23 protein-coding genes and 1 pseudogene are annotated in these 21915 nt (G+C 39.4%); 16 read left to right on the top strand and 8 right to left on the bottom strand.

Translation table 11 applies throughout. The annotated features are described in order from the left end of the window. Positions 1–789 precede the first annotated feature (789 nt). On the top strand, positions 790–1125 hold the full coding sequence (locus tag H7992_RS23135; RefSeq protein ID WP_067214102.1) for a L,D-transpeptidase: 336 nt from the start codon (positions 790–792) through the stop codon (positions 1123–1125). Positions 1126–1321: 196 nt separating this feature from the next. Here the strand turns inward: H7992_RS23135 and tatA are convergent, their stop codons facing one another. Beyond that, positions 1322–1528, bottom strand: coding sequence for a twin-arginine translocase TatA/TatE family subunit (gene tatA, locus H7992_RS23130; RefSeq protein WP_067213616.1), 207 nt, complete (start codon positions 1526–1528; stop codon positions 1322–1324). A gap of 103 nt (positions 1529–1631) precedes the next feature. Continuing rightward, positions 1632–2387, bottom strand: a complete 756-nt coding sequence (gene tatC, locus H7992_RS23125) for a twin-arginine translocase subunit TatC (RefSeq protein ID WP_187046163.1) — start codon at positions 2385–2387, stop codon at positions 1632–1634. A 386-nt stretch (positions 2388–2773) separates the two neighbouring features. Between tatC and H7992_RS23120 the strand changes: the two genes are divergently transcribed. The 8 genes and pseudogenes from H7992_RS23120 (at position 2774) to H7992_RS23085 (ending at position 9450) form a co-directional block, all read left to right on the top strand. Further along, positions 2774–3022: a hypothetical protein gene (locus tag H7992_RS23120; RefSeq protein WP_187046162.1), complete on the top strand. Its 249-nt coding sequence runs from the start codon at positions 2774–2776 to the stop codon at positions 3020–3022. An 80-nt stretch (positions 3023–3102) separates the two neighbouring features. Then, on the top strand, positions 3103–3861 hold the full coding sequence (locus tag H7992_RS23115) for a gluconate 2-dehydrogenase subunit 3 family protein (protein ID WP_067213613.1): 759 nt from the start codon (positions 3103–3105) through the stop codon (positions 3859–3861). A 25-nt stretch (positions 3862–3886) separates the two neighbouring features. Next, the gene (locus tag H7992_RS23110) at positions 3887–5602 is read left to right on the top strand and encodes a GMC family oxidoreductase (RefSeq protein WP_067214101.1); all 1716 of its coding nucleotides are present in this window, start codon (positions 3887–3889) and stop codon (positions 5600–5602) included. 331 nt (positions 5603–5933) lie between these two features. Next, positions 5934–6903 (top strand): annotated as a pseudogene (locus H7992_RS23105) (ABC transporter substrate-binding protein). Between the two features lies 1 nt (position 6904). Beyond that, positions 6905–7939 (top strand): FecCD family ABC transporter permease, encoded by a 1035-nt coding sequence (locus tag H7992_RS23100; protein WP_187046161.1) that lies wholly within the window; start codon positions 6905–6907, stop codon positions 7937–7939. After that, positions 7926–8711 (top strand): ABC transporter ATP-binding protein, encoded by a 786-nt coding sequence (locus H7992_RS23095; RefSeq protein WP_187046160.1) that lies wholly within the window; start codon positions 7926–7928, stop codon positions 8709–8711. The genes H7992_RS23100 and H7992_RS23095 overlap by 14 nt, the downstream gene beginning before the upstream one ends. Continuing rightward, entirely contained in the window at positions 8708–9121 is a 414-nt protein-coding gene (locus H7992_RS23090) for an ankyrin repeat domain-containing protein (RefSeq protein WP_187046159.1), read from the top strand. Before H7992_RS23095 ends, H7992_RS23090 begins: the two co-directional genes overlap by 4 nt. Next, positions 9118–9450: an antibiotic biosynthesis monooxygenase gene (locus H7992_RS23085; RefSeq protein ID WP_067213608.1), complete on the top strand. Its 333-nt coding sequence runs from the start codon at positions 9118–9120 to the stop codon at positions 9448–9450. The genes H7992_RS23090 and H7992_RS23085 overlap by 4 nt, the downstream gene beginning before the upstream one ends. A 111-nt stretch (positions 9451–9561) precedes the next feature. Here the strand turns inward: H7992_RS23085 and H7992_RS23080 are convergent, their stop codons facing one another. Further along, positions 9562–11007: an MFS transporter gene (locus H7992_RS23080; protein ID WP_187046158.1), complete on the bottom strand. Its 1446-nt coding sequence runs from the start codon at positions 11005–11007 to the stop codon at positions 9562–9564. A 604-nt stretch (positions 11008–11611) separates the two neighbouring features. On the opposite strand from H7992_RS23080, the gene H7992_RS23075 reads away from it, so the two are divergent. Next, positions 11612–12130 (top strand): P-loop NTPase family protein, encoded by a 519-nt coding sequence (locus tag H7992_RS23075; RefSeq protein WP_187046157.1) that lies wholly within the window; start codon positions 11612–11614, stop codon positions 12128–12130. 278 nt (positions 12131–12408) lie between these two features. Here the strand turns inward: H7992_RS23075 and pabB are convergent, their stop codons facing one another. The 3 genes from pabB to H7992_RS23060 form a co-directional block, all read right to left on the bottom strand. Next, complete coding sequence (pabB, locus tag H7992_RS23070; RefSeq protein WP_187046156.1) at positions 12409–13962, bottom strand: aminodeoxychorismate synthase component I; 1554 nt, start codon at positions 13960–13962, stop codon at positions 12409–12411. Between the two features lie 27 nt (positions 13963–13989). Next, the gene (locus H7992_RS23065) at positions 13990–14583 is read right to left on the bottom strand and encodes an anthranilate synthase component II (protein ID WP_067213606.1); all 594 of its coding nucleotides are present in this window, start codon (positions 14581–14583) and stop codon (positions 13990–13992) included. Between the two features lie 134 nt (positions 14584–14717). Continuing rightward, on the bottom strand, positions 14718–15056 hold the full coding sequence (locus H7992_RS23060; RefSeq protein ID WP_067213605.1) for a winged helix-turn-helix transcriptional regulator: 339 nt from the start codon (positions 15054–15056) through the stop codon (positions 14718–14720). Between the two features lie 111 nt (positions 15057–15167). On the opposite strand from H7992_RS23060, the gene H7992_RS23055 reads away from it, so the two are divergent. The 3 genes from H7992_RS23055 to H7992_RS23045 all read left to right on the top strand — a co-directional run bounded on the left by H7992_RS23055 (position 15168) and on the right by H7992_RS23045 (position 18361). Next, positions 15168–16013 (top strand): VOC family protein, encoded by an 846-nt coding sequence (locus H7992_RS23055; protein ID WP_187046155.1) that lies wholly within the window; start codon positions 15168–15170, stop codon positions 16011–16013. A gap of 265 nt (positions 16014–16278) precedes the next feature. Then, the gene (locus H7992_RS23050) at positions 16279–17358 is read left to right on the top strand and encodes an AI-2E family transporter (protein ID WP_187046154.1); all 1080 of its coding nucleotides are present in this window, start codon (positions 16279–16281) and stop codon (positions 17356–17358) included. A 124-nt stretch (positions 17359–17482) separates the two neighbouring features. Continuing rightward, positions 17483–18361, top strand: coding sequence for a DUF4349 domain-containing protein (locus tag H7992_RS23045; RefSeq protein WP_187046153.1), 879 nt, complete (start codon positions 17483–17485; stop codon positions 18359–18361). A 52-nt stretch (positions 18362–18413) separates the two neighbouring features. Here the strand turns inward: H7992_RS23045 and H7992_RS23040 are convergent, their stop codons facing one another. After that, positions 18414–18743, bottom strand: a complete 330-nt coding sequence (locus H7992_RS23040; RefSeq protein WP_187048023.1) for a CHY zinc finger protein — start codon at positions 18741–18743, stop codon at positions 18414–18416. An 83-nt stretch (positions 18744–18826) separates the two neighbouring features. Here H7992_RS23040 and H7992_RS23035 point away from each other — a divergent pair, with 83 nt between their 5' ends. Continuing rightward, positions 18827–19105: a hypothetical protein gene (locus H7992_RS23035; RefSeq protein WP_067213601.1), complete on the top strand. Its 279-nt coding sequence runs from the start codon at positions 18827–18829 to the stop codon at positions 19103–19105. Positions 19106–19115: 10 nt separating this feature from the next. Here H7992_RS23035 and H7992_RS23030 read toward each other — a convergent pair whose 3' ends face one another. Next, on the bottom strand, positions 19116–19826 hold the full coding sequence (locus H7992_RS23030; protein ID WP_187046152.1) for a hypothetical protein: 711 nt from the start codon (positions 19824–19826) through the stop codon (positions 19116–19118). 105 nt (positions 19827–19931) lie between these two features. Between H7992_RS23030 and H7992_RS23025 the strand changes: the two genes are divergently transcribed. Together H7992_RS23025 and H7992_RS23020 are read left to right on the top strand one after the other, a co-directional pair. Continuing rightward, the gene (locus tag H7992_RS23025; RefSeq protein ID WP_187046151.1) at positions 19932–21203 is read left to right on the top strand and encodes an acetyl-CoA hydrolase/transferase family protein; all 1272 of its coding nucleotides are present in this window, start codon (positions 19932–19934) and stop codon (positions 21201–21203) included. A 186-nt stretch (positions 21204–21389) separates the two neighbouring features. Then, a complete protein-coding gene (locus tag H7992_RS23020; RefSeq protein WP_187046150.1) occupies positions 21390–21743 on the top strand; it encodes a rhodanese-like domain-containing protein in 354 nt (117 codons plus the stop codon). Positions 21744–21915: the final 172 nt, after the last annotated feature.

The raw sequence follows: 21915 nt of genomic DNA, 5'->3' as shown, positions 1-21915 counted from the left end.
TAAGGAGAGAGTTTTAATTCGGGGTGTGGATTGTAGAACGCTTGGCGCTTTGGGGATGCCTTTGCCGCGCCTGCGCTAGGGTGTACATTATCGAGAGAAATGTGATTTTGGATGTATATGGCGAGATTGTAAGGTGATTACTAGTTGATACTACTTATAGTCAAGAAAGACGTACTCCAGTTTGCAGATTTCATCACCGCTAATGAAATGCGCTTTCTCACATAGACCATCCAGCGAAGGCGCGACTTCGTGGTAGCCGAAGCGATAAGCCACTGAAAAAGTTCTTTTTTATAGTAAGAACTAGTTGACTGTAGTGAAGAGCGGCGACTCCAGCGGGAACAGCGCGAGCTGAAGACCCCGCAGGAAGAGCCGTTACGAAGAACGGCTTTTGCGAGCAAAAGCGCTAGCGTTGGGAGCACGGGGCAAGAATGCCTTAATTTCTGCAAAGAACACAGAAATACGGCAAATCGAACCCTTCGTAGTTCGATTGGCTGAAGCCGTGCCCGCGGAAACGTCCGCTCGGAGCGGAAATCAACGGTATTGAAGGAAATTGTACTTTTTCAGTGCCCTGGCTTATCGCGGGAGGCATCCACAAAGCGTCGAAGCGGTATTAGCGGGAACTCCAATTCGTTCCAAGTATTAGGACTTTTCATCGGCCTCCCAAAAGCCCTTGTAAAGCTCATACGCCGTATTCATTTGTTCAACATATATAGATAATTTTGGACCCAGTTAACTAGGAACCATCCTCATACAATAAATGAACGCTCACTTTTGTATGGAGGTGATCTTATCAACCTATGGATCGATATATCCACAAGGAAACACCGATTAAAACTTTACGATGGTCATCACTTAATGAAAATATATCCGATTGCGGTAGGGAAAATGGTCACAGCGACGCCAATGGGGACATACAGAATTATAAACAAACAAAGCAATCCTGGTGGACCTTTCGGGGCTTTTTGGATGGGGTTATCAAAACCTCATTATGGGATACATGGCACCAATAATCCTTCATCTATTGGGAAAAGCGTGTCACATGGATGTATCCGAATGCATAATGAAGATGTTCTAGAATTAGCGTCTATGGTCTCGATTGGAACCACTGTTACTATTCATAAATGAAACACTGACTACCTTGTAATTTTTATGTTTCATATGATTAGTGGGAAAGTGAGTAGACTGCTAATATTACTGGCCAGATTGATATCGGAGTATCGAGATTACATTGAATCGTATTATATTTTAATAAAAAGAGCCAGGATCAAATACAATTCTAAATTGAGAGTTGTATTTGATGCTGGCTTTTTTGAGTTACCTATTAAATTTTCTTTTTCTCTGTGGATTCTTTATCGTCTGATTTAAACTCATCTGTGACATCGTCCATGATGTCTTTCGTTGAATTCTTAAATTCTTTCAGTGTTTGTCCAACAGCTTTGCCTAATTGAGGCAACTTGGATGGTCCGAATATGATTAAAGCAATCACTAGAATTATAATTAAACCGGGTACACCGATACTTGATGGCATGATTTGTTCCTCCTTTGAATTCATGTACATTTATTTGGGAATTGTACATGCTCACAGCTACTTGAATCAGTATAACATTCCTGATTACAAGAATGCTTCGATCTTAATCCTTCGACATCTTCTCTCGTCTTACTTCATTTGCACGCTTTTTTTTCAGTGACCAGCTTGATACCAGAATGCTGATCTCAAATAGTAGTAATAAAGGAATAATGATCAGAAAGTCGGAAATGAAATCAGGTGGTGTTATTGAAACTCCGACTACTACAAGCATGAAGTAAGCGATCTTTCTCATTTTTCTCAACTTTTCTGGTGTTACAATACCTAACTTCGTTAAAAAAAGGATGACGACCGGCAATTCGAAGACAATACCTATTGGAATGATTAAGTTAAACATGAACGTAAAGTATTGCTTCATCCCATATGTTTCAACTGCACCAATCGATTCATTGATATTTGACATAAAGTTCAACATTAAAGGGAAGAGGAGAAAATAACTAAAACTGACCCCCGCCAAAAACAATAAAAAAGAGGCCGGAATAAACATGACTGTTCCTTTTGATTCGTCTCTGGACATTCCCGGTTTTACAAATAACCACGTCTGGTACAATGCAATGGGTAATGTAATCAGAATAGCCAACAGTAAAGCGCATTTTACATAAATCATAAGCCCATCCGTATAGCCGAATACGTTCCATTCGACATGACGGGCTGTAGGTTGCATTTTGATGAACGTTAATATTTTAGGTGCAATACCGAAACCTATTGCTAGCGATATTATAAAAGTCACGGCTACAATAATTAGCCGCTTTCTGAGCTCCGTTAGATGTTCGACAAGAGTATATTCTTGTTCTAGTTTCATGCTTCTTACCACCCACTATCTTATAATGCTAAAAAGTAAATTCAGAAGATATAAACTTTCTTATTTACCAAAAATAATAGCTTTAATTCATACTAAATTGAAAAAATGTAGTAGAATTAAGAAAGGTAATCTAACTACCCTACACATTATACACATCAAAAATGAATTGTAAATAATAGGACGCTCAATAATTAAGAAGAGTAAATTCGGAAAATAATAACTTTCTCGGATGAAGGGAAAGATATTTCTAATCCATATCAATAAAGAAAAAAAAGTAGTAGAATTAAGAACGCATTGATTTGGACCACAACATACTATCCGTTACTAAATCGATTTACTAAATAATAGGACGTTTATTCACGGAATCGAAAGAAAGGAGAATGAAGGTGTCTCAGTATTACAATGAAGAGTTTAAAATCATCAGCCAGGTATTTTTACCCATCTTGTTAATCGGTGGATTGGCTACGTTTCTTATCGTTTTTAATGATGGTTATCCTTGGTATACATTCATCGGTGCCGCAATTGGCTTATCTATTATTATAGTTTCATGGTCAGAAAAAAAGTATGCAATTTTCATAACATCCCTGTTGATGTGCGCAATTATATATTCTGCTCTATCTAGCCTTTACAACTAGAATGTTTTTGTTATTGTCTGATACTTAGCTAGCTAAATAATTAGATTATATTAATACAGTTAGAATTTGGAGGTTTTATCATGTCGAAGCAAGAAAAGAATTCATTTGTAGATAAACGTTCTTCAAGGCGTACGTTTTTAAAAAATTCAGGATTGACGGTAGGTGGTGTAGTACTGGGTGGCGCATTGGGGAGTTTGTTAGGGAACGAACCTAAAACACCTGCACCGGTAAAACAAGCACATACTCCTACTGCAAATCCGAACGTTGCATTAATATTCTTTACAACCGAACAATATCAATTAACACAAGCAGCAAGCGAACGAATTTTCCCAGAAGATGAAAATGGCCCAGGAGCAAAAGAATTAAATGCTGCCATCTATATTGACCATCAACTTGCGAGCCCATGGGGACTAAACGTGAAGGATTATCGCTTAGGGGCATTCCATACACCGGAACCAACACAAGGCGGACAAACAAAAATGCTTCGTAAAGACTTGTTCCCGGCAGGTTTACTAGCATTGAATACCTACAGTGTTAAACAATTTGAAAAGAAATTTACTGAATTGGAAATAGCGGAACAAGATGCTGTATTAACCGATTTTAGTGAAGGGAAAACGACTGTTTATAAAGGTGTTTCTTCCACTGAGTTCTTTAACTTATTACGTTCATTAACGATGGAAGGTGTGTATGCCGATCCATTATATGGCGGTAACAAAGAGATGCTTGGTTGGAAAATGAGGAAATATCCTGGCTCACGGATGACTTACCTCCAAGAAATTCAAAGTGAAAACTTCGTCGTACTAGAACCGCAAGGCTTAAACAGCCACATGGGACATTGATTATAGGAAGGAATGAATGACAACAATGAGTACAAAATTACCTAAAGTACCTGTCGTTATCGTAGGTATGGGCTGGGCTGGCGGTATTATTGCAGCCGAACTAACAAAAGCAGGAATTCAAGTCGTGGGACTAGAACGTGGAAAAGATCGATCAACTGCCGATTACTTAATGGGGCATGATGAACTGCGTTATCAACATCGGACGGAGCTAATGCAAGACTTATCGAAAGAAACGATTACACATCGTAATAATCTTGAGATGCGTGCACTTCCAATGCGTTATTATGGATCATTCATCGTTGGTGATGGAGTTGGTGGAGCGGGAAGTCACTGGAATGGTCAAACGTATCGTTTCCTTCCATATGACTTTGAAATCAAAACTTTAACAGAGAAAAGGTACGGTAAAGGGAAAATTAAATCGGATATGCCCATCCAAGACTGGGGTATAACATATGACGAAATAGAGCCTTATTACGATACATTTGAAAAAATGGCGGGTATTTCCGGCGAAACAGTGGAAGCTTACGGAAAACGTTCGAATCCATATCCGACAGGTCCAATGTTGAAAACTCCTGTTTTAAAAGTCTTCGAGGAGGCAACGAAAAAGTTAGGCTATACACCTTATATGGTTCCTTCTGGGAATTTGTCGGAGTTCTACGAAAATCCAGATGGTATTTCACGTGCGGCCTGTCAATATTGTGCTTATTGTGAGAACTTCGGTTGTGAGTATGGTGCGAAAGCGGATCCAGCCGTAACGGTTATTCCAGTTGCAAGAGAGACAGGAAAACTTGACCTACGCACACACTCAAATGTAGTACGTATTTTAAAAGATGGAAAAAAAGCAACAGGCGTTGTTTACGTGGATACGATTACCGGGGAAGAGTTTGAACAACCGGCAGATGTTGTAGTTGTTGCAAGTTATGTATTTAACAATGCACGACTTTTGCTCAATTCTGGTCTCGGACAACCTTATAATCCGAAAACTGGAAAAGGTTCAATCGGGAAAAACTATTGCTATCAAGTAAGTACTGGTTCTTCAATGGCATTCTTTGAAGATAAAGAATTCAATCTGTATGCAGGTGCAGGGGCATTAGGCATGGAGATTCCTGAATTCGTTGGCGATAACTTTGACCATTCGAACGAGAACTTTATTCATGGTGCTGGAATCCGTATGTTCCAATATGGTGCACGTCCAATTGCAAACAATGTTGTACCAAGCGGCACGCCTACTTGGGGGCCTGAATTCAAGAAACAATCGATCAAATATGCGAACAGCTACTTGAAGGTTGCTTCACAAGGTGCGAGTATGCCTCATCAAAATAACTACCTTGATCTTGACCCTGATTATAAAGATGCATACGGTATGCCGTTACTTCGCATGACATATGATTACACAGAACAAGATCGCGAATTGGTGAAATATATGTCGAAAGTGACACGTTCAGTAGCAGAAGCAATGGGGGCTGACATCATTGATACCGCTGATGAACAAGGTGAATTCAATGTAAACAAAGATACAAATACGCATAATACAGGCGGAGTAATTATGGGTGCTGACCGGGAAACTTCAGCCGTTAACTCGTACTTGCAAATGTGGGATGCCGAGAACGTTTTTGTGGCGGGTGCTTCTGCATTCCCTCATAACAGTTCTTTCAATCCAACTGGTACACTTGGCGCTCTATCATATAGAGCGGCAGAAGGAATTCAAAAGTTCCTAAAACAAGGCGGATCACTTGTATAGGTGATAGTCATCAAGATAATTGTTTGTAACAAGTACGATGATTATTATTGGTTCGAAAATTAATAAAGAAGCCTTAAATCGGTTATCGATTTAAGGCTGTTTTTATGCACTTTAATCAAAGCCGTGAAATTCACCTAAATAGATATGGGAAATTTAATATTAAAGTTAAATTAAAAGAATCATCAAACTCAATATGATGAATGAGCCAATTTAGGGGGAAACTCTTAGATTGGTTTTTTTATTTTCAAATAATTCATTGACAGTGAGAATTGTTATCAGTAGAATGGAAACCACTGAGAATGATTATCATTATTAATTGGGAGTGTGGAAAATGAAGAAGGTATCATTACTTTTATTATCTGTACTGTTGTTACTCGTTTTAGCAGCATGTGGTACGGAGAATGGTAAAGCAGCAGTGAAAGAAGAGGAACCAAAAGATAAGGAGAAAAAAGAAGAGGTAACGTCAGCTATTGAAGTGACAGATGCATCGGGTGAAAGTATTACGTTTGAAAGTGCTCCAGAATCTATTGCAGTTTTAAATTCAGGAGACTTAGATATTTTACTAGCATTAGGTGCTAATGTGACTGGCCGTCCAACGGCAAGTGGACCTGTTTCAAAAGAAGTAGAAAGTATTACGGAAATCGGTAATCCACATCAGCCAAACTTTGAGAAATTAGCGGAAGTTCATCCAACTGTTTTAGCCGCAGCAATGAGTTTCAAGCAACATGCTGAAAATATAGAACGACAAGGAACGAAGGTTATTTACACTAAAGCAAATTCAATCGCTGATATTCAAGAAACGATTCGTCTATATGGACAACTATTTCAAAAAGAAACAGAAGCTGAAAGTATGAATAAAACGATTACGGAAGAAGTAGAAAATAGCGGAAAAACCAATTCTTATCCAGTGAAAACACTATTGGTATATGGTGCGCCAGGTACGTATCTAGCGGCTCTTCCAAACTCTCTTACAGGTGATTTATTGGAAAAAGCGGGTGGAGAAAATATTGCATCCGATTTTCCACAAGAAGAGAATTATCCGCAGTATGCGAGTTTAAGTGTTGAAAAGATTATCGAAAGAAATCCAAAAGTTGTGATGCTGATTACACATGGCGATCCAGAAGGGGTTAAAAGCGGCTTTTGAAAGTGAAATGGAAAAGAATGCAGCTTGGAAAAATCTTGATGCAGTAAAAAATGGCAATGTATTTATTTTACCTTCACATTTATTTGGTTCAAACCCAGGTACAAAAGTAGTAGAAGCACTTGAGGTGATGAAGGAAAATCTAGCGGCGGTTAAATAAAATGGAAGCGGTAGAAGTTCAAGTATCTAAAAATGTTCATCCACTCGCAAAAAAACGAACAATTGTAGTTATCTCTTTTAGTATCCTTCTTGTATTTGCGTGTACGGTAAGTTTAATGATTGGGCCTGTTTCATTTACATTCAGTGAAGTTTGGAGTGGTCTTTTTCACTCAGATGATTCATTGGCTAGACGAATTATATGGGAGTTACGTTTCCCGCGAGTTTTAATTGGAATGATTGTCGGAATGTGTCTCGCGGTATCTGGTGCTATTTTACAAGGCGTAATGAAAAATCCACTAGCAGATCCGGGAATTATAGGGGTGTCGTCTGGAGCTGGTCTCGCCGCAACGACTATTATGATTATCTTCCCGGCGTATATCCTATTCTTGCCTTTAGCAGCTTTTATAGGGGCTCTCATCACTGCGCTCATTATTTATGCGTTCTCTTGGAAAGGCGGCACTTCACCCGTACGTATTATATTAGTTGGTGTAGCCATTAATGCCGTAATTGGTGCGTTCATGAGTGCACTCATGCTGTTATATAGCGACCGTGTGCAATCAGTTCTTCCATGGCTAGCCGGTGGCATTGGGGGCGTGGGGTGGATTCAATTTGAAATGATTATTTATTACGCGGTTGGAGCGCTTGTATTATCTTTGTTTGCAATCAGGCATATTCGCATTTTAAGACTTGGTGATGAAGTTGCAAAACTGCTTGGCCACAATGTTGAAAAAAGTCGTTTTTTCCTAATTGTTCTTAGTACACTTCTTGCGGGAATAGCTGTAAGTGTAGCCGGTTTAATAGGCTTTGTTGGGCTTGTTGTGCCACATATATTAAGAATTATGATTGGTGGAGATTATCGCTATTTACTGCCTGCATCCGCACTTGGCGGAGGGTTGCTCGTTGTATTGGCTGATACAGTTGCACGGAGTGCTTTTAATCCAATCGAGTTGCCAGTGGGGATTTTGTTGGCATTCTTAGGCGGCCCATTTTTCTTATATATGATTCAGAGAAGGAGGGACTCATTTGCTTCTAACTAAAGATGTCGCATTCGAACATTCTCCTTCCTTTCAGTTACAAGCGATTGACTTACACATAAAGGAAGGTGAAATCGTCAGCTTAATAGGTCCAAATGGGTCTGGTAAATCGACATTGCTCCGACTTGTTTCACGTCTTATAACTCCGAAAAGTGGTGAAGTAATCCTAGATGGACAAATGATTGGTTCAATGAAAAGTCTAGATGTCGCAAAAAAACTTGCCATGCTACCACAAATGCAAGATCATCAACTCGATTTGACGGTAGGCGAACTCATCGAATTTGGAAGGTATCCACATCGGGGGGCTTACGGCAAGTTGACTAAAGAAGATGATGAAATCGTTCAATGGGCGATGGAGGTTACGAGGTTAACTCGATTTAAAAACCGGACGTTACAATCACTTTCTGGTGGAGAAAGGCAACGGGCATGGATTGCACTGGCTGTTGCCCAGCGGCCAAAGATTTTACTGTTAGATGAACCAACAACATTTCTTGATATATCACACCAATTAGAAGTGATGGAGCTTGTCGAAGAGTTAAATACAAAGTTTGGCATGACTGTTGTAATGGTCTTGCATGACATCAACCAAGCAGCACGTTATAGTGATCGCCTTGTCGTTTTAAAGGATGGGAAGGTTCAGTACGATGGTATTCCGCAATGCGTGTTATGTAGGGAAATGTTTCAATCTATTTTTGAAATAGATGCAGATATCTATAAGGACAACGGAAAACCATTTTTCACACCAATAAGGTTACGAAAGGAAGAAATTATATGAGAAAAGGGCCACTTAGCAATGAGTTGGTAAGGGCGTTTATTATTGCTGCACATGGAGATTTTGAAGAGGTAAAGAGGTTAGTAAAGCAAGAGCCGGCGCTTCTTCATTCCATTACGAACTGGGGAGGTGACGATTGGGAAAGTGGGCTTGGGGCAGCAGCCCATACAGGTAATCGTGCAATTGCAGAATGGCTACTCGAACGTGGTGCACGAATGGATATCTTCGCGGCAGCGATGCTTGGCGAACTAAGTATCGTAAAAGCAATCGTTGCTATACAGCCTAATGTCATTGCGGCTCCAGGTCCGCATGGTATTGCATTGCTTCGACATGCGCAAATGGGTGGAGAACCTGCACGGACTGTATACCAGTATCTAGAGTCTTTAACACTGAGGGAGGAAGTTGAATTATGATGAAAGCAGTAAATACAATCCGTATCAAAAAAGGAAACGTAGAAGAGGTTCTTGCACGTTTTCAAACACCAAAATCTGTTCATACATTTGAGGGATTTGTTTTAATGGAAGTATTGAAAAAAGAAAATAGTCCGGAATATGATGAGTTGAAAATCTGCACTACATGGGAAGAAAGAAAGTTTTTTGATGAATGGTTGGGTAGCAGAGCATCTCAAAAAACGCATGATAAGAAAAATGAACAAAAATCAGCGGATAATCCAATCATAAGTTCACAACTGACTACCTTTCAAGTGGCAATTCAGCACAAACCTGCAAAGCAGGAGGTTTGAATTTTAGTGGATGACGGTCACCAAGACAATTATGAAATAAACACAGTAATTTATAAAACAACCTTAAATCGATTATGATTTAAGGTTGTTTTATGCGTATTAATATAAATACTATCCTATTCTACCGCTATTATTAACGGGATTTGTAAATTTTTCATTTTGTCTGCTGACTACTTGTTTTGTAGCATCTTGTCTCGCTTTAGGAACCAAAAACATGATCGCTATTAACGCAAGTACTGCGAATATAACGTTGGTAATAATTCCGGCAGAGGCTGCCTTTTCAATATTGCCTGTCATCGTCATTGTACCGTACACGGTGGCAGATATGGCAACGCCAAAGGAGCTGCCGAGAGAACTCGCCATTTTGTAAATACCTGACGCTGAACCGACTTTATCTTCAGGGGCACTTGATACAGCTGTGTCAGTGGACGGTGTTGCATACAGCCCAAGTCCTACACCGAACAGGATAAATCCGAAAAAGACAACGATGATATAAGCTGTGTCCGGTAAAAATGTCAAAGCCATTAACCCGATGCCAATTGCCGCCAAGATAGAGCCTGCCATCATTGGTAATCTAGCACCGGTTCGTTGCAGTACTTTTTCACCGACACGGATCATGACAAGGACTGCCACTAAATAGCCAATTGATAGCATACCTGATTGAAACGCCGTGAAGCCTCTTCCGACTTGCACATATGTATTTGCTACAACGAGCGTACCAGCAACCGCGTTTAATAAGAAGTTGGAGATGGTAGCACCCGTATACGGTTTGTTTTTAAATAATTTAAAATCAATCAAAGCATGTAATTTACCTATTTCTATTTTGATGAAGAATAGCATTCCAACTAGCGTAGCGACAATTAAACTTAATGTGAGCGGGCTTGTCCATCCGAAATCTGCACCGCGCGTAATAACCACGTTTAATGCAATCATCGTTAAAACAAATGCAACTAAGCCGGTAAAGTCGAAACGGGAAGAGCCTTGCTGTTCAACTTTGCTTTCGGGGGTATCTTTGATCAAAATCATAGCCAAGATGGCGAAAATAATTGAGAAAACAAAGATCCATCTCCAACCCATAGAAGTTGCGATAGCTCCTCCTGCAAATGAACAAACACCCGAACCACCCCAAGACCCGATGGACCAATAACTAAGTGCACGTTGCCTTTCAGCACCTTCATAGTACGTTCTCATCAAGGCAATCGTTGCTGGCATAATACAAGCAGCCGATAATCCTTGGATGATCCGTCCGATAATTAACAGTGCGGCACCATTCGTAAACACGAGGCAAAGTGAGCCAATGATACTTAATATGAGCCCGAAATAGGTCATTTTCTTACGACCAATTTTATCAGCAAGCCCGCCTGCTGCCACGACGAAAATACCTGAGAATAAAGCGGTCAAACTGATTGCAATATTAAGTACACCCAGTGAAATTCCTAGATCCGATTGGATTGCGGGAACAACATTGACCATGGATTGCGCGAAAAGCCAAAACGTTATGACACCAAACACGATTCCTGTAATCATTTTATTCGTACCTTGATAGCTTGTGGTCATGATCTTCCTCCTCAAAATAGAAAGCAGCTTTCGTGAGAGTTTTATCTCGTCTATCAAAATTTAGTGTTTTACTACTTTAGCATAGTAGAGCGATGGGGTGAAGAAGAAAACTGTGGTTTTTCTATTTTAAAGTGATTGCCAATTGCGTGACTAGTAGGTAGTATCAATATTTCAACCACTTGAGTAGTCGTTTACCATAAGTAAAACAAAGATAATCCCTAATGATGTCGAAAATCTTGAAATATGGGAATGGATATAATGATTCGAAATATGGACACAATTTAATAATAGTATTATTAAATCGTTATGATAACCAAAGTGAATCAAGTTCATTGTTCGGGTTTTGTGAATAAATATAAATATTTCATTATATTTTATATGATTTTATTGCGTTAGTTAGAATATATCCTATCATTAGGTAAAATTCAATACCGATTGTTCGTCTTTTTCGGATCGGTATAAATTTGGAATAGTTCAGCTATATATACTGTATAATGATTTTGAGAGGTTTAAATACATATTTTGGGTTATTTGGTCATGGGGATGGTAGTTTATATGTAGGAGGGAATTCACCAAGTCCCAGACAATGAGGAGGAGTTACGGAATGAATAAAATTATGGTCATCGGGGTGTCAGCGGGTGCTGGAAAATCAACATTTGCACGTCGATTAGGCGAATTGACTGGAATCGAAGTAACACATTTAGATTGTTTGTATTGGAAACCAAATTGGGTGGAAGCCCCGCCTGAAGAGTTTTCATTAGCTCAACAACAAGTTGTCCAAAATGAGCAATGGATAGTTGAGGGGAATTATTCAGGGACATTCGATATACGAGAGCCATATGCAGATACCGTTATTTATTTGGAGCTCCCTCTCCGTGTCTGTTTGTACCGTGTATTAAAGCGAAGAGTACAATTCCATGGGAAAACGAGGAATGATATTGGTGAAGGTTGTAAAGAGAAGATTGATAAGGCGTTTCTGAAATTCATCCTCACAACATATGGGGCACGAAAAAGGAAAATGCTAGAGCGAATACAACGCTATGCAGGTGAAGGGAAGAACGTACATTATTTGAAAACACCTGCGCAGATTGAAGGGTTTTTAAAAACGTATATAAAAAAGTGAAACAACAAATAAGAAAGTATAAGTTTTCGACCCGGAACAATGTCTAGCTCCGGGCGGCGTCAGGCGCTCGGAGTCAAAAGTCGATCTAGCTAGGAAAGAATGAACTGTATCCTTCTGGGGCAAAGGAACGTCGCTCCACTGTTCCGTCTTATGCCTGTCGCATCTTAGAGGGCACCTGCGCTTTTCTTAATGTTCAAAAACCCTCGTGTTATAAGAGCTCAGAGTTATGAAGTTGATTAAGGTTAGAAACTTTGGGAATTTGTATACGAACTGTTTCACTATAATAGCTTATTAAACAAACTATCCATATGGGGATCATTAAATGTATATAATTTTTTATCGAATTTTCCAAACTGAGAAATCGTAAGTGCTTTGACTAAAGCGCGACCTTTCAAAAGAGTTTCTTCAAATTCTCGTTCAGGATCAGATAAAATTGTGATTGCTCCACCCACACCTACAGTAGCCTGTTCGGGAGTCATTATAATCGTTCGAATGACAATATTTAAATCTGTAGTACCATTTAAGCTCAAAAATCCAATTGCTCCCGAGTAAATGCCACGAGCATTCGTCTCTAATTTATCAATATAATCCATGGTTCGTATTTTGGGAGCTCCGGTCATCGATCCTCCAGGAAATGCTGATCGTATACAATCAATTGCTGTTAATTCCGCTCTTAACGTCCCTTTAATTGTTGAAACGAGTTGATGCACTGTTTGATAAGATTCAATAGCCATCAATTTCGGTACGTGAACACTTCCAATATCACAAACTAAACCCAAGTCATTTCGAAGAAGATCAACAATCATCAAATTTTCTGCTCTATCCTTTTCACTAGTACGCAATATTTCAGCCAATCTGAGATCGTCCTCGATATTTTTCCCACGAGCAATCGTCCCTTTAATTGGTTTAGCTTCGACCACTCGATCTTGATCAATTTTTAGGAAACGTTCAGGAGAAGAACATAGAACACTCAATTCCCCGAACTTAAGAAAGGACGAGTATGGAGCTGGATTAATATTTCTAAGAATACGATATGTAACTAATGGATTGAAATGTTCATTAATATTAATTCTATTCGTTAAGCAAACCTCATAAGTTTCACCTTCAGTAATATACTTTTTACATTCTTCTATCTTATTTACATACTGAGCGTACGATTGACTTAATTCAAAATTAAGCGGTGTGCGGGTATCATTGTTTGTTACTTCCACGGGTGCTATAGATGGAACGTTTTGTAGTTGCTGTTCCGTAGCGTCAAACCATTCAGAAGCGGATGTAGGGGCATTATATGGAACAATACTAACTAAATATATGCAGCGCTCATTGTGGTCAAAGGCAATTAATCGGTCGGCTAGAATAAACAAGGCATCAGGATTTGAGGATACATGGTGTTCATTGGCGCCGCATTCAGCTTTCAATTCATATCCAAAATAACCTACAAATCCGCCATTAAAATCAAACGGTAATTCATTAGAATGTTGTTGCATTTTATGGATCTCAGAATCAATATAGTTGAAAATATCTTCTGTAAGCTCAGTTTGTCCTTGTGCGTCACTAATTTGAACAAGCTGTGTTTTTGAGTCGTACTTAATCACTTTACTTAATGGTCCATTAGTTGCTCCCATAAAAGAAAAACGAGATAGGTCAGATTCGACACGACTACTATCAAGCCAAAAAGCATATGCTTCTTCAGCAAAAAAATGCTGAAAAACTTCTTCTGGTTCTACAAAATTTAATAGTTTTCTACTCAAAACCTTTACAGTGGGTAATGCAGTAGACATTTCACGAGACATGCCCCGTGGGACTATCGAAATCTCTGGGATATTTGTCAACAAGAACATCTCCTTGGAAATACTGATTTATCCATAAATAGTAGTTTTTTTATTCATTAACGAAAAATTTTCTAGTATTTGATGTCCGAACTCAGTGCAAATGGATTCAGGGTGGAACTGTACACCGCATATTGGTTTTTCAGTATGCTGCAAGCCCATTATAATTCCATCAGCAGTCCATGCTGTTTTTTGTAAACAAGTAGGTAAATCATCCTCGACAATAAGTGAATGATAGCGAACTACTTCGAATTCTTGGGGTACTCCCTTAAATAACTCAGAATCGTTATGAAAGACTTTACTTATTCTTCCATGCATCGGCGTAGGTGCTTTCACAACTTTTGCGCCAAAAGTATGGGCGAATCCCTGATGACCTAAGCAGACCCCTAAAATTGGCACTTCTGATAGGCGTAAAACATCTCGACAAACACCAAAATCTTTTTCTTTCGTTGGTGTTCCTGGTCCTGGAGAAATAATCACATTATCAAACGAAATGGATTGTAATTCGTTCCATGAATATTGATCATTCCGAACTACTATGGGTAGTTCTTCGTTTATAGAGGCAATGAGTTGATAAAGATTGAATGTATATGAATCGTAGTTGTCGATTAGCAGCGTCCTCATAACTCCCACTCCTTCTAGTACAATAGAGCATCTATTTATAGAGTATACATTTTCATTTAGTTGAAACTACTCTTTCTATAATCGAGGGGTTTAGGAATGCGATAGTCGGATAAGTGTGAAAAACATGTGAATTCTTATGCTTTTTCATTAGGAGAAACTGCTTCACGCTCAATCCACTTCTGTGACCAATTCTCAATTTCTTTCATAATAGGCGTTAGAGACATTCCTTTTTCAGTTAATGAATACTCAATTCGCACAGGTGTTTCAGGGTAAACGTGGCGGATGACAAAGCCTTGCTGATCAAGATCTTTTAAACGTTCTGAAAGTGTTTTTCCACTGACACCAAGTTTGTCAGTCATTGTGCAAAAGCGCTGTGGTCCTGCCATTAATTGATACAAAATAAGGGCGGTCCAGCGTTGGCTTAGAATAGATACGGCCTTCTCGAAACGCGGGCAAAGTTCAAATTCATTCATATCATTGAAGCTCCTTTCGCCGAACATAATGTGTTGACAACTGTCATTATAACATATAAAGTTAGTTACATAAAGTAATTAACTTACTGTTATCGATAAGGGGGAATAAAAATGAATTTTCATACAGCACCGCATACGTATACAGGGGAAGTACATCTCAACGTTTTGGACATAAATAGAGCTGTCCAATTTTATAAAGAGGTGATTGGATTTAAAATACTTGAAGAAGCCGTGGATAAAGTTGTCCTGACAGCAGATGGCAAGACGCCTTTGCTGATTATTGAACAACCGGAAAATGTTATGCCGAAAGAGGCGCATAAATCTGGATTGTATCATTTTGCATTATTGTTGCCGAAGAGAGCCGATTTAGGGGCAATTATTAAACATTTCATCCAACAGAATGTACGAATTGGGGCTGCGGATCACCTTGTGAGCGAGGCGCTCTATTTGTCAGATCCGGATGGCAACGGAATTGAAATTTATATAGATCGTGATCCTGCTGTTTGGAGTTGGGACAATGGAAAAGTTGCAATGAGTACAGATGCGCTTGACGGAGAAAGTATTATTGCAGAAAGTGGGGAGCAGACGTGGGATGGTCTTCCTGTCGGAACGGTTATGGGCCATGTACATTTACATGTAGCCAATTTGCCTGAATCGGAAATATTCTACAATGCACTCGGCTTCGAAGTCGTTACGGACTATCCGCAAGCATTATTCATGTCTAACGGGAAGTATCATCATCATATTGGCTTGAATACATGGAATGGCGAAGGTGTATCACGTCCAACTGTGGGAAATGTTGGACTTCAATCGTACACGCTTATTTATCCGAATGAGGCTACATTGAAAGAAGCGATTACGAAAGTGGAAGCATTAGATGGAAAAGTGGAATTGAATGGTAGTGGATTTGTAACGGTAGATCCTTCCGGTATTCAAATTAATCTTAGAGTTGGGTGATTTTTTCTATCACCAGTGTGTAAATGGGCTGTCCGAATTGGGCAGTCTTTTTTCACTTCTGGGTCTTTGGGTATAGGTGAAACAGATAGTATCCAAATTGTAGTATGGAAGTATAAGTGGCGGTACTGGTTTAAAAGCTTGGACTTTTTTTGAAGGACCATATGTTTATCATTTCGTAAGGAAAAGTTGAAACTTTCTTCGACGCCAAGCGTATAACAACGTATACTTAAAATAACAATACATAATTGAAAAGGAAGTGGGATATGTGACGAAAAAGTTATGGTTTCAAGTAGGTGTCGGAATACTGCTTGCGATGCTAATTATTAAATACTTTATAGAGATTCAAGGGATTTTTTCGCCTTTAGTAATCATAGCAAAGGCAATATTCATACCATTATTACTTGGCGGAGTTCTATATTATATTACGGAACCGGTTCAACGTTTTCTGGAAAAACGTAAAGTACCAAGGTGGGGAAGCATTCTTTCGGTTATAGCGATTCTCGTAGCAGTCGTTTGGATATTCGTAGCAATTATTGCTCCTCCAGTAACGAATCAAATTAATAAATTAGTCGAAAATACGCCTACTATCGCCCAAGAAATAAATGATTTGACATACACATTACTTCAACAAAAAAGTGATTTACCACCAAAACTTGAAGATTCAATTGATAGTGCGGTTGAATCACTTCAATCCATAGCGGTTAATTTTGGGAAATGGGTTGTTCAATTTTTACAATCCTTCTTTCAAGCAATGTTCCTGCTTATATTAGTCCCGTTTTTCTTCATTTTCATCCTGAAAGATCATGAAAAGTTTGCTCCGTTCATATACAATTTCTTTTCGGGAAAACGTCGGGAATGGATCAAAAAGACCTTACATGATATCGATACTGTACTCCGTTCTTATATCCAAGGGCAGTTGTTAATCAGTTTTCTATTAGCAATTCTGTTGTTTGCAGGTTATATGATTATTGGACTGGAGTATGCACTGTTATTAGCCATTTTTGGATTGTTCATGAACCTCATTCCTTTCATTGGCCCATGGATTTCAACTGTTCCTGCAATCATCATAGGTTTTATACAGGATCCGAAGATTGGTATTTTAGCTGCAGTCGTAATGGTGATCGCCCAGCAAGTTGAAAGTAATCTTATTACACCAAATGTAATGGGTAAATCACTGGATATTCATCCACTTACAGTCATTACTGTTATATTGGCAGCAGGTAATATTGCAGGTTTTCTCGGTATCATCGTTGCTGTTCCGGCGTATGCAGTTGGTAAAGCGATCGTTAAGAATATTTATGCAAGGCGGAAGGAAATCAAAAACGCTGCGACGAAGACTGTTTAAAAAAGAAATAGAAGACTAAAAAAACGCTAGATAAAATCTAGCGTTTTTTCATACCGTTTAATTGGAAGATGTAACCTTTTTTGGATTACACCGTCTCATTGATTAAATAGATAGGGGGGATTCTATGAAGCGAAATGTGGTTTTGGCTCTACTATTATCAGGCTTACTTGTATTTATGGCGTCCTGCAGTTCGAGCGAATCAAAGAAAGACATTCAGATGGAGAGCTCATCAACATCGCAAGATACGGCAACGACAGAGCAAGAGAATAAAGCTGAAACAGAAGAGTTAGCCAACGAACAATCTAAAGTGATCCCAACGAATAGGAAAATCATCCACAGGGCGGAATTACAGCTCAATGTGAAAAAACTTGAAAATACTCAGCTTATAATAGAGAAAAAGGTGAGTGACTATGGAGGTTATATCGTTGAATCGAATGTGCATCGGGAAAGCGAGGAAAGTATAAGTGCTCGGCTCACTGTTCGAATCCCAGAGCAGCACTTTCAAAAGTTTTTAACGGATGCCGAAGGGGAAGCGGCTGAAGTTTTGAATCGTACTGTGACCGGGGAAGATGTAACCGAACAATATATTGATCTAGAGTCCAGGGTGAAATCAAAACGAACAGTAGAGGAAAGACTGCTCGAGTTTATGGGGAAGGCAGAAAAAACAGAGGATTTATTGAAAATATCGTCTGATTTATCCAAAGTCCAAGAGGAAATCGAATTAATTGTAGGAAAGATGAAGTATCTAGAAAATCAGACGTCATTTTCTACTATTGAAATAACAATGTATGAAAATAGTGTTATTGTTCCAGGACTAGACAGTAAAAATTTAGACACGTGGGATAAAACTAAAAAACAACTTGCTACAAGTACAAATTTTATCTTTGCGACGGGTTCGGGCCTGATTGTCTTTTTCATCGGAAACTTACCAGTACTTCTACTTCTACTACTCGTAGGTATAGGGATTTATTTTGGCGTTAATAGAATGAAAAAACCTAAATAGGTTATCAAATATAACAAAAGCAGCATGTTGCAAATGCTGCTTTTTTCCTGTTTTAAGTTTGGAAATAAAGATTTTTATGTAAACTACATCCGGGATTAAACAGTGCTGAACAAGTAAGGCACTTCGATCCACAGGTCAAATACTCCGAAACAGTTAGTTCATAACCACATGCTCCACAAAGAACTGCTTTTTCACCAAACATCTCAGTGGGCCAAACGCCAGGATTGCCACAACCGTCTTCTTCATGACATTCATAGCAGGGATAGTAGGTGCCACAACAATAAAAATTTATCGCAATCCGGTCGATTTCGGAATGATAATGTGCACACCGAGTTTCTTCATCAAGAACTTTTCCTCGAACTGTATGGCCTTTGATTTGCATGTTCAATTCCTGCCCTTCATCTTCAAAAAGTGTATTGAATTATAAGTGTTGTGGGAAGGCTAATGTGAAAAAGGATTGTTTTCATGTGGAATGAGTTCCCGATTATCCATACAAACGTCTGGGATGCTTTTTGGGCAATACCCGCTATTCTTCTAGGAATATTCCTGTTGAAACTTTTATTTAAACTCCCTGAAAGTTGGTTTTCAACCGCGGCAACAATTATTGGACTTATCTTGTCTATTTTCATCAGTCATCCAGGTAACTTACCCGCGGGTATCTTCATGGGTTTTTTCTATGGTGGAGCGGTCAGTGGAACTATTTATTCGATGAAGATCTGGTACAATAGCTATCGCAAAAAGTAACTGAATCATGTTATTTCAATGGACAAAATCCACACTGCATGAGACCGGGTACATCCTTTGAGAAACAACATGTGGTACGGACTTCTGTATTCAAAAGTGCGGACGGCTCGCATCCTTTTAAGTAGGTGGCAAATAAAGAACGAGGTGCGATTCCTTCCCAAAGCGTGTCGTCTTTCAATATGTTGAGGTCCGCGCGTGCTTCTACGGAGGTACCTGGGTTTGCCAAAAGAACATGGTACTGCCAAAGGAGAAAACCAAAGATATTTTCCCATAACGACAATGGAGAAATAGATGTGACGGTGCGGATTTGTCGGATGACAGCTCCGCATTCATCCTGCAGAATCCGCTTAATGACATCTCGCCGTTCCGCGTCTTCTACATATCGCCAATCCTTCGCGGATGCAAACGTACTAACAGCCAGTTTTCCGTATTCTTCTTTTGCACCAAAATGAAGTTGTTCATTGTTTCCATCCCATACTTCATCGTATGCCGCCAGGTTATAAAATTGCATCGCGGTAAACATACCGAAACGGCGCATGAAATACGATGCTGCTACAGTTCGGTTGGGGCTTCCGCTCACTGCTTGGACGACATTTAGTATATCTTCCGTTTTTTGACTATCGAGTAGCATTTTCAATGTGAATAAATTCCGTTCGGACGAATCTACATAAATGCTGTACATATTCAGTTGTCTGAGCTGGTCCGTGGTTAAGTTTGTCATAGATCGATTATAGCGTTCTTACTAGTCAATCATCAAGTTGAGCAAGCGCTCAGTCTGCTGTATACTAATTGAATAGGCGGACTTTTATAGGAGTGAAAAAACGACGTGGAAAAACGATTGAGTGCAGAACAGTTTATTGATTTGATTGACGTAGAGGCTGATATTATTATCCCGATTGCCAATGGGGAACCTCATCGTCTACTTGATATATTGGAAGAGAACCATTCGGAATTACAGAACGTTAAGATTCATCAAATGCTGGCTCTTCGGGAGCGGGATTATATAATAGGTAAAATGAAAGGTCATCTTTCACATGTCTCCTACTTTTTAAGTGGTGCAACACGGAAGGCTTATCAAGAGGGCAAAATAGAATTAGTTCCCAACGTTTTCCATGAAGTCCCGCGCATGTTGAAAAAAGTTACGAACATGTCGATGATAATCACAGTTGCTTCTCCAATGGATGAACACGGTTATTTTTCATTGGGCACACAGGCAGACTATATTTCCGAATTCATTGGTCATGTTCCGTTTGTCTTGGAAGTGAATAAGCATATGCCACGTACATACGGTGAAAACCAAATTCATATTAGCCAAGTTGCGGGATACATTGAAAATGATGCGCCTTTATCAGAAGAAAGCTCTCCATTAATTGGTGAGAAAGATCTTAAAATTGCTGAATTTGTAACGAATGTTATTGAAAATGGGGATTCACTCCAAATTGGTATTGGAGCCATTCCGAATGCGGTTATGAGCATGTTGAAAGACCACCGTCATCTTGGTATCCACACTGAAATGCTGACAGACGGAATCGTTAACCTTGTGCAAGCGGGAGCTATCGATGGGACACGGAAGTTCACTCATAAAGGGAAGATTGTCGCGACATTTGCATTCGGATCACAGCGTTTGTACGATTTCCTCCATGAAAACCCTGCGGTTGAATTTTTACCTGTGAGTATGGTGAATGATCCACGTGAGATTGCGAAAGAAGAAAGAATTGTATCCATTAATGCGACGACGGAAGTTGACCTTAATGGACAATGTGCTTCCGAAACAATTGGAGGACGCTATTATTCATCAACCGGTGGACAAGCAGATTTTGCACGCGGAGCACGTTTTGCAAAGCATGGTAAAGGGTTCATCTGCATGCATTCAACAGTGAAAAACGACACCATTTCGCGCATTAAACTGCAATTGTCGCCAGGTTCTGTCGTAACGACGTCGAAAAATGACGTCGATAACATCGTCACGGAATACGGCATCGCTAGTCTGTATGGCAAATCGTTATCTGAACGTGCAAAAGCGCTTATCGACATTGCCCACCCGGCGTTCCGAGAAGAGTTAGTGTTTGAGGCGAAGAAAAACGGCATACTTTATTAATAGTGAAGCAGCGTCCTTTATAGGGAGCGCTGTTTTTTTATTGTATATAAGTTGAACAAATGAATACCTATATTAATTGGACGAAGGGACCTTACAAGGGGTAGACGAAGCGGATTTATTGCCTTGTTAATACCCCTGGTAGTATATTTGGAATTGAAGTTATAGGAAGACTAGGAGGAAAATCGTATGGAATGGCTTTTTATTTTACTAATCGTTGGATTTTTTGTCTGGCGAATGATGCCCGCTAAAGGTGTACGTTCCGTTTCGACGGAGGACTTAATGGGGATGCTGAAAAATAAATCGGTGCAGTTCATTGATGTACGGACACCGGGGGAATATAAAGGACGGCATATTAAAGAATTTAAAAATATCCCGTTGAGTACATTGAAATCGCAGTTGGCTAGCCTAGACAAATCGAAAGAAATCGTCGTTATTTGTCAAAGTGGCATGCGGAGTGGACAAGCAGCGAAAATCTTGAAGAAAGCCAGTTTCAAGGATGTTTCTAACGTTACAGGCGGTATGAGTGCTTGGCGTGGATAAATAGGGTTGGATATCATCCATGGGGGATTATTGCTCCATGGATTTTTTGTTGTCTAGGAAATTATAAAATCTCGTACTTAGGATAAGTTGTGAAGTTGAGAATTTACGTCTTGACTCCAGCGCTTTTCTTATGGAAAGATGCTCGTTTATCAGCATATGCCCAACACACATT

The organism is Sporosarcina sp. resist (assembly GCF_014302295.1).
GTDB classification, from domain to species: Bacteria; Bacillota; Bacilli; order Bacillales_A; family Planococcaceae; genus Sporosarcina; species Sporosarcina psychrophila.
This window is presented reverse-complemented; position numbering and strand designations above follow the sequence as displayed.

Coding starts and splice junctions, on each gene's coding strand:
- tatA (WP_067213616.1), bottom strand. CDS start 1,528: ATGCCATCAAGTATCGGTGTACCCGGTTTAATTATAATTCTAGTGATT.
- tatC (WP_187046163.1), bottom strand. CDS start 2,387: ATGAAACTAGAACAAGAATATACTCTTGTCGAACATCTAACGGAGCTC.
- H7992_RS23115 (WP_067213613.1), top strand. CDS start 3,103: ATGTCGAAGCAAGAAAAGAATTCATTTGTAGATAAACGTTCTTCAAGG.
- H7992_RS23110 (WP_067214101.1), top strand. CDS start 3,887: ATGAGTACAAAATTACCTAAAGTACCTGTCGTTATCGTAGGTATGGGC.
- H7992_RS23100 (WP_187046161.1), top strand. CDS start 6,905: ATGGAAGCGGTAGAAGTTCAAGTATCTAAAAATGTTCATCCACTCGCA.
- H7992_RS23090 (WP_187046159.1), top strand. CDS start 8,708: ATGAGAAAAGGGCCACTTAGCAATGAGTTGGTAAGGGCGTTTATTATT.
- H7992_RS23085 (WP_067213608.1), top strand. CDS start 9,118: ATGATGAAAGCAGTAAATACAATCCGTATCAAAAAAGGAAACGTAGAA.
- H7992_RS23080 (WP_187046158.1), bottom strand. CDS start 11,007: ATGACCACAAGCTATCAAGGTACGAATAAAATGATTACAGGAATCGTG.
- H7992_RS23075 (WP_187046157.1), top strand. CDS start 11,612: ATGAATAAAATTATGGTCATCGGGGTGTCAGCGGGTGCTGGAAAATCA.
- H7992_RS23065 (WP_067213606.1), bottom strand. CDS start 14,583: ATGAGGACGCTGCTAATCGACAACTACGATTCATATACATTCAATCTT.
- H7992_RS23060 (WP_067213605.1), bottom strand. CDS start 15,056: ATGAATGAATTTGAACTTTGCCCGCGTTTCGAGAAGGCCGTATCTATT.
- H7992_RS23055 (WP_187046155.1), top strand. CDS start 15,168: ATGAATTTTCATACAGCACCGCATACGTATACAGGGGAAGTACATCTC.
- H7992_RS23045 (WP_187046153.1), top strand. CDS start 17,483: ATGAAGCGAAATGTGGTTTTGGCTCTACTATTATCAGGCTTACTTGTA.
- H7992_RS23040 (WP_187048023.1), bottom strand. CDS start 18,743: ATGCAAATCAAAGGCCATACAGTTCGAGGAAAAGTTCTTGATGAAGAA.
- H7992_RS23035 (WP_067213601.1), top strand. CDS start 18,827: ATGTGGAATGAGTTCCCGATTATCCATACAAACGTCTGGGATGCTTTT.
- H7992_RS23030 (WP_187046152.1), bottom strand. CDS start 19,826: ATGACAAACTTAACCACGGACCAGCTCAGACAACTGAATATGTACAGC.
- H7992_RS23020 (WP_187046150.1), top strand. CDS start 21,390: ATGGAATGGCTTTTTATTTTACTAATCGTTGGATTTTTTGTCTGGCGA.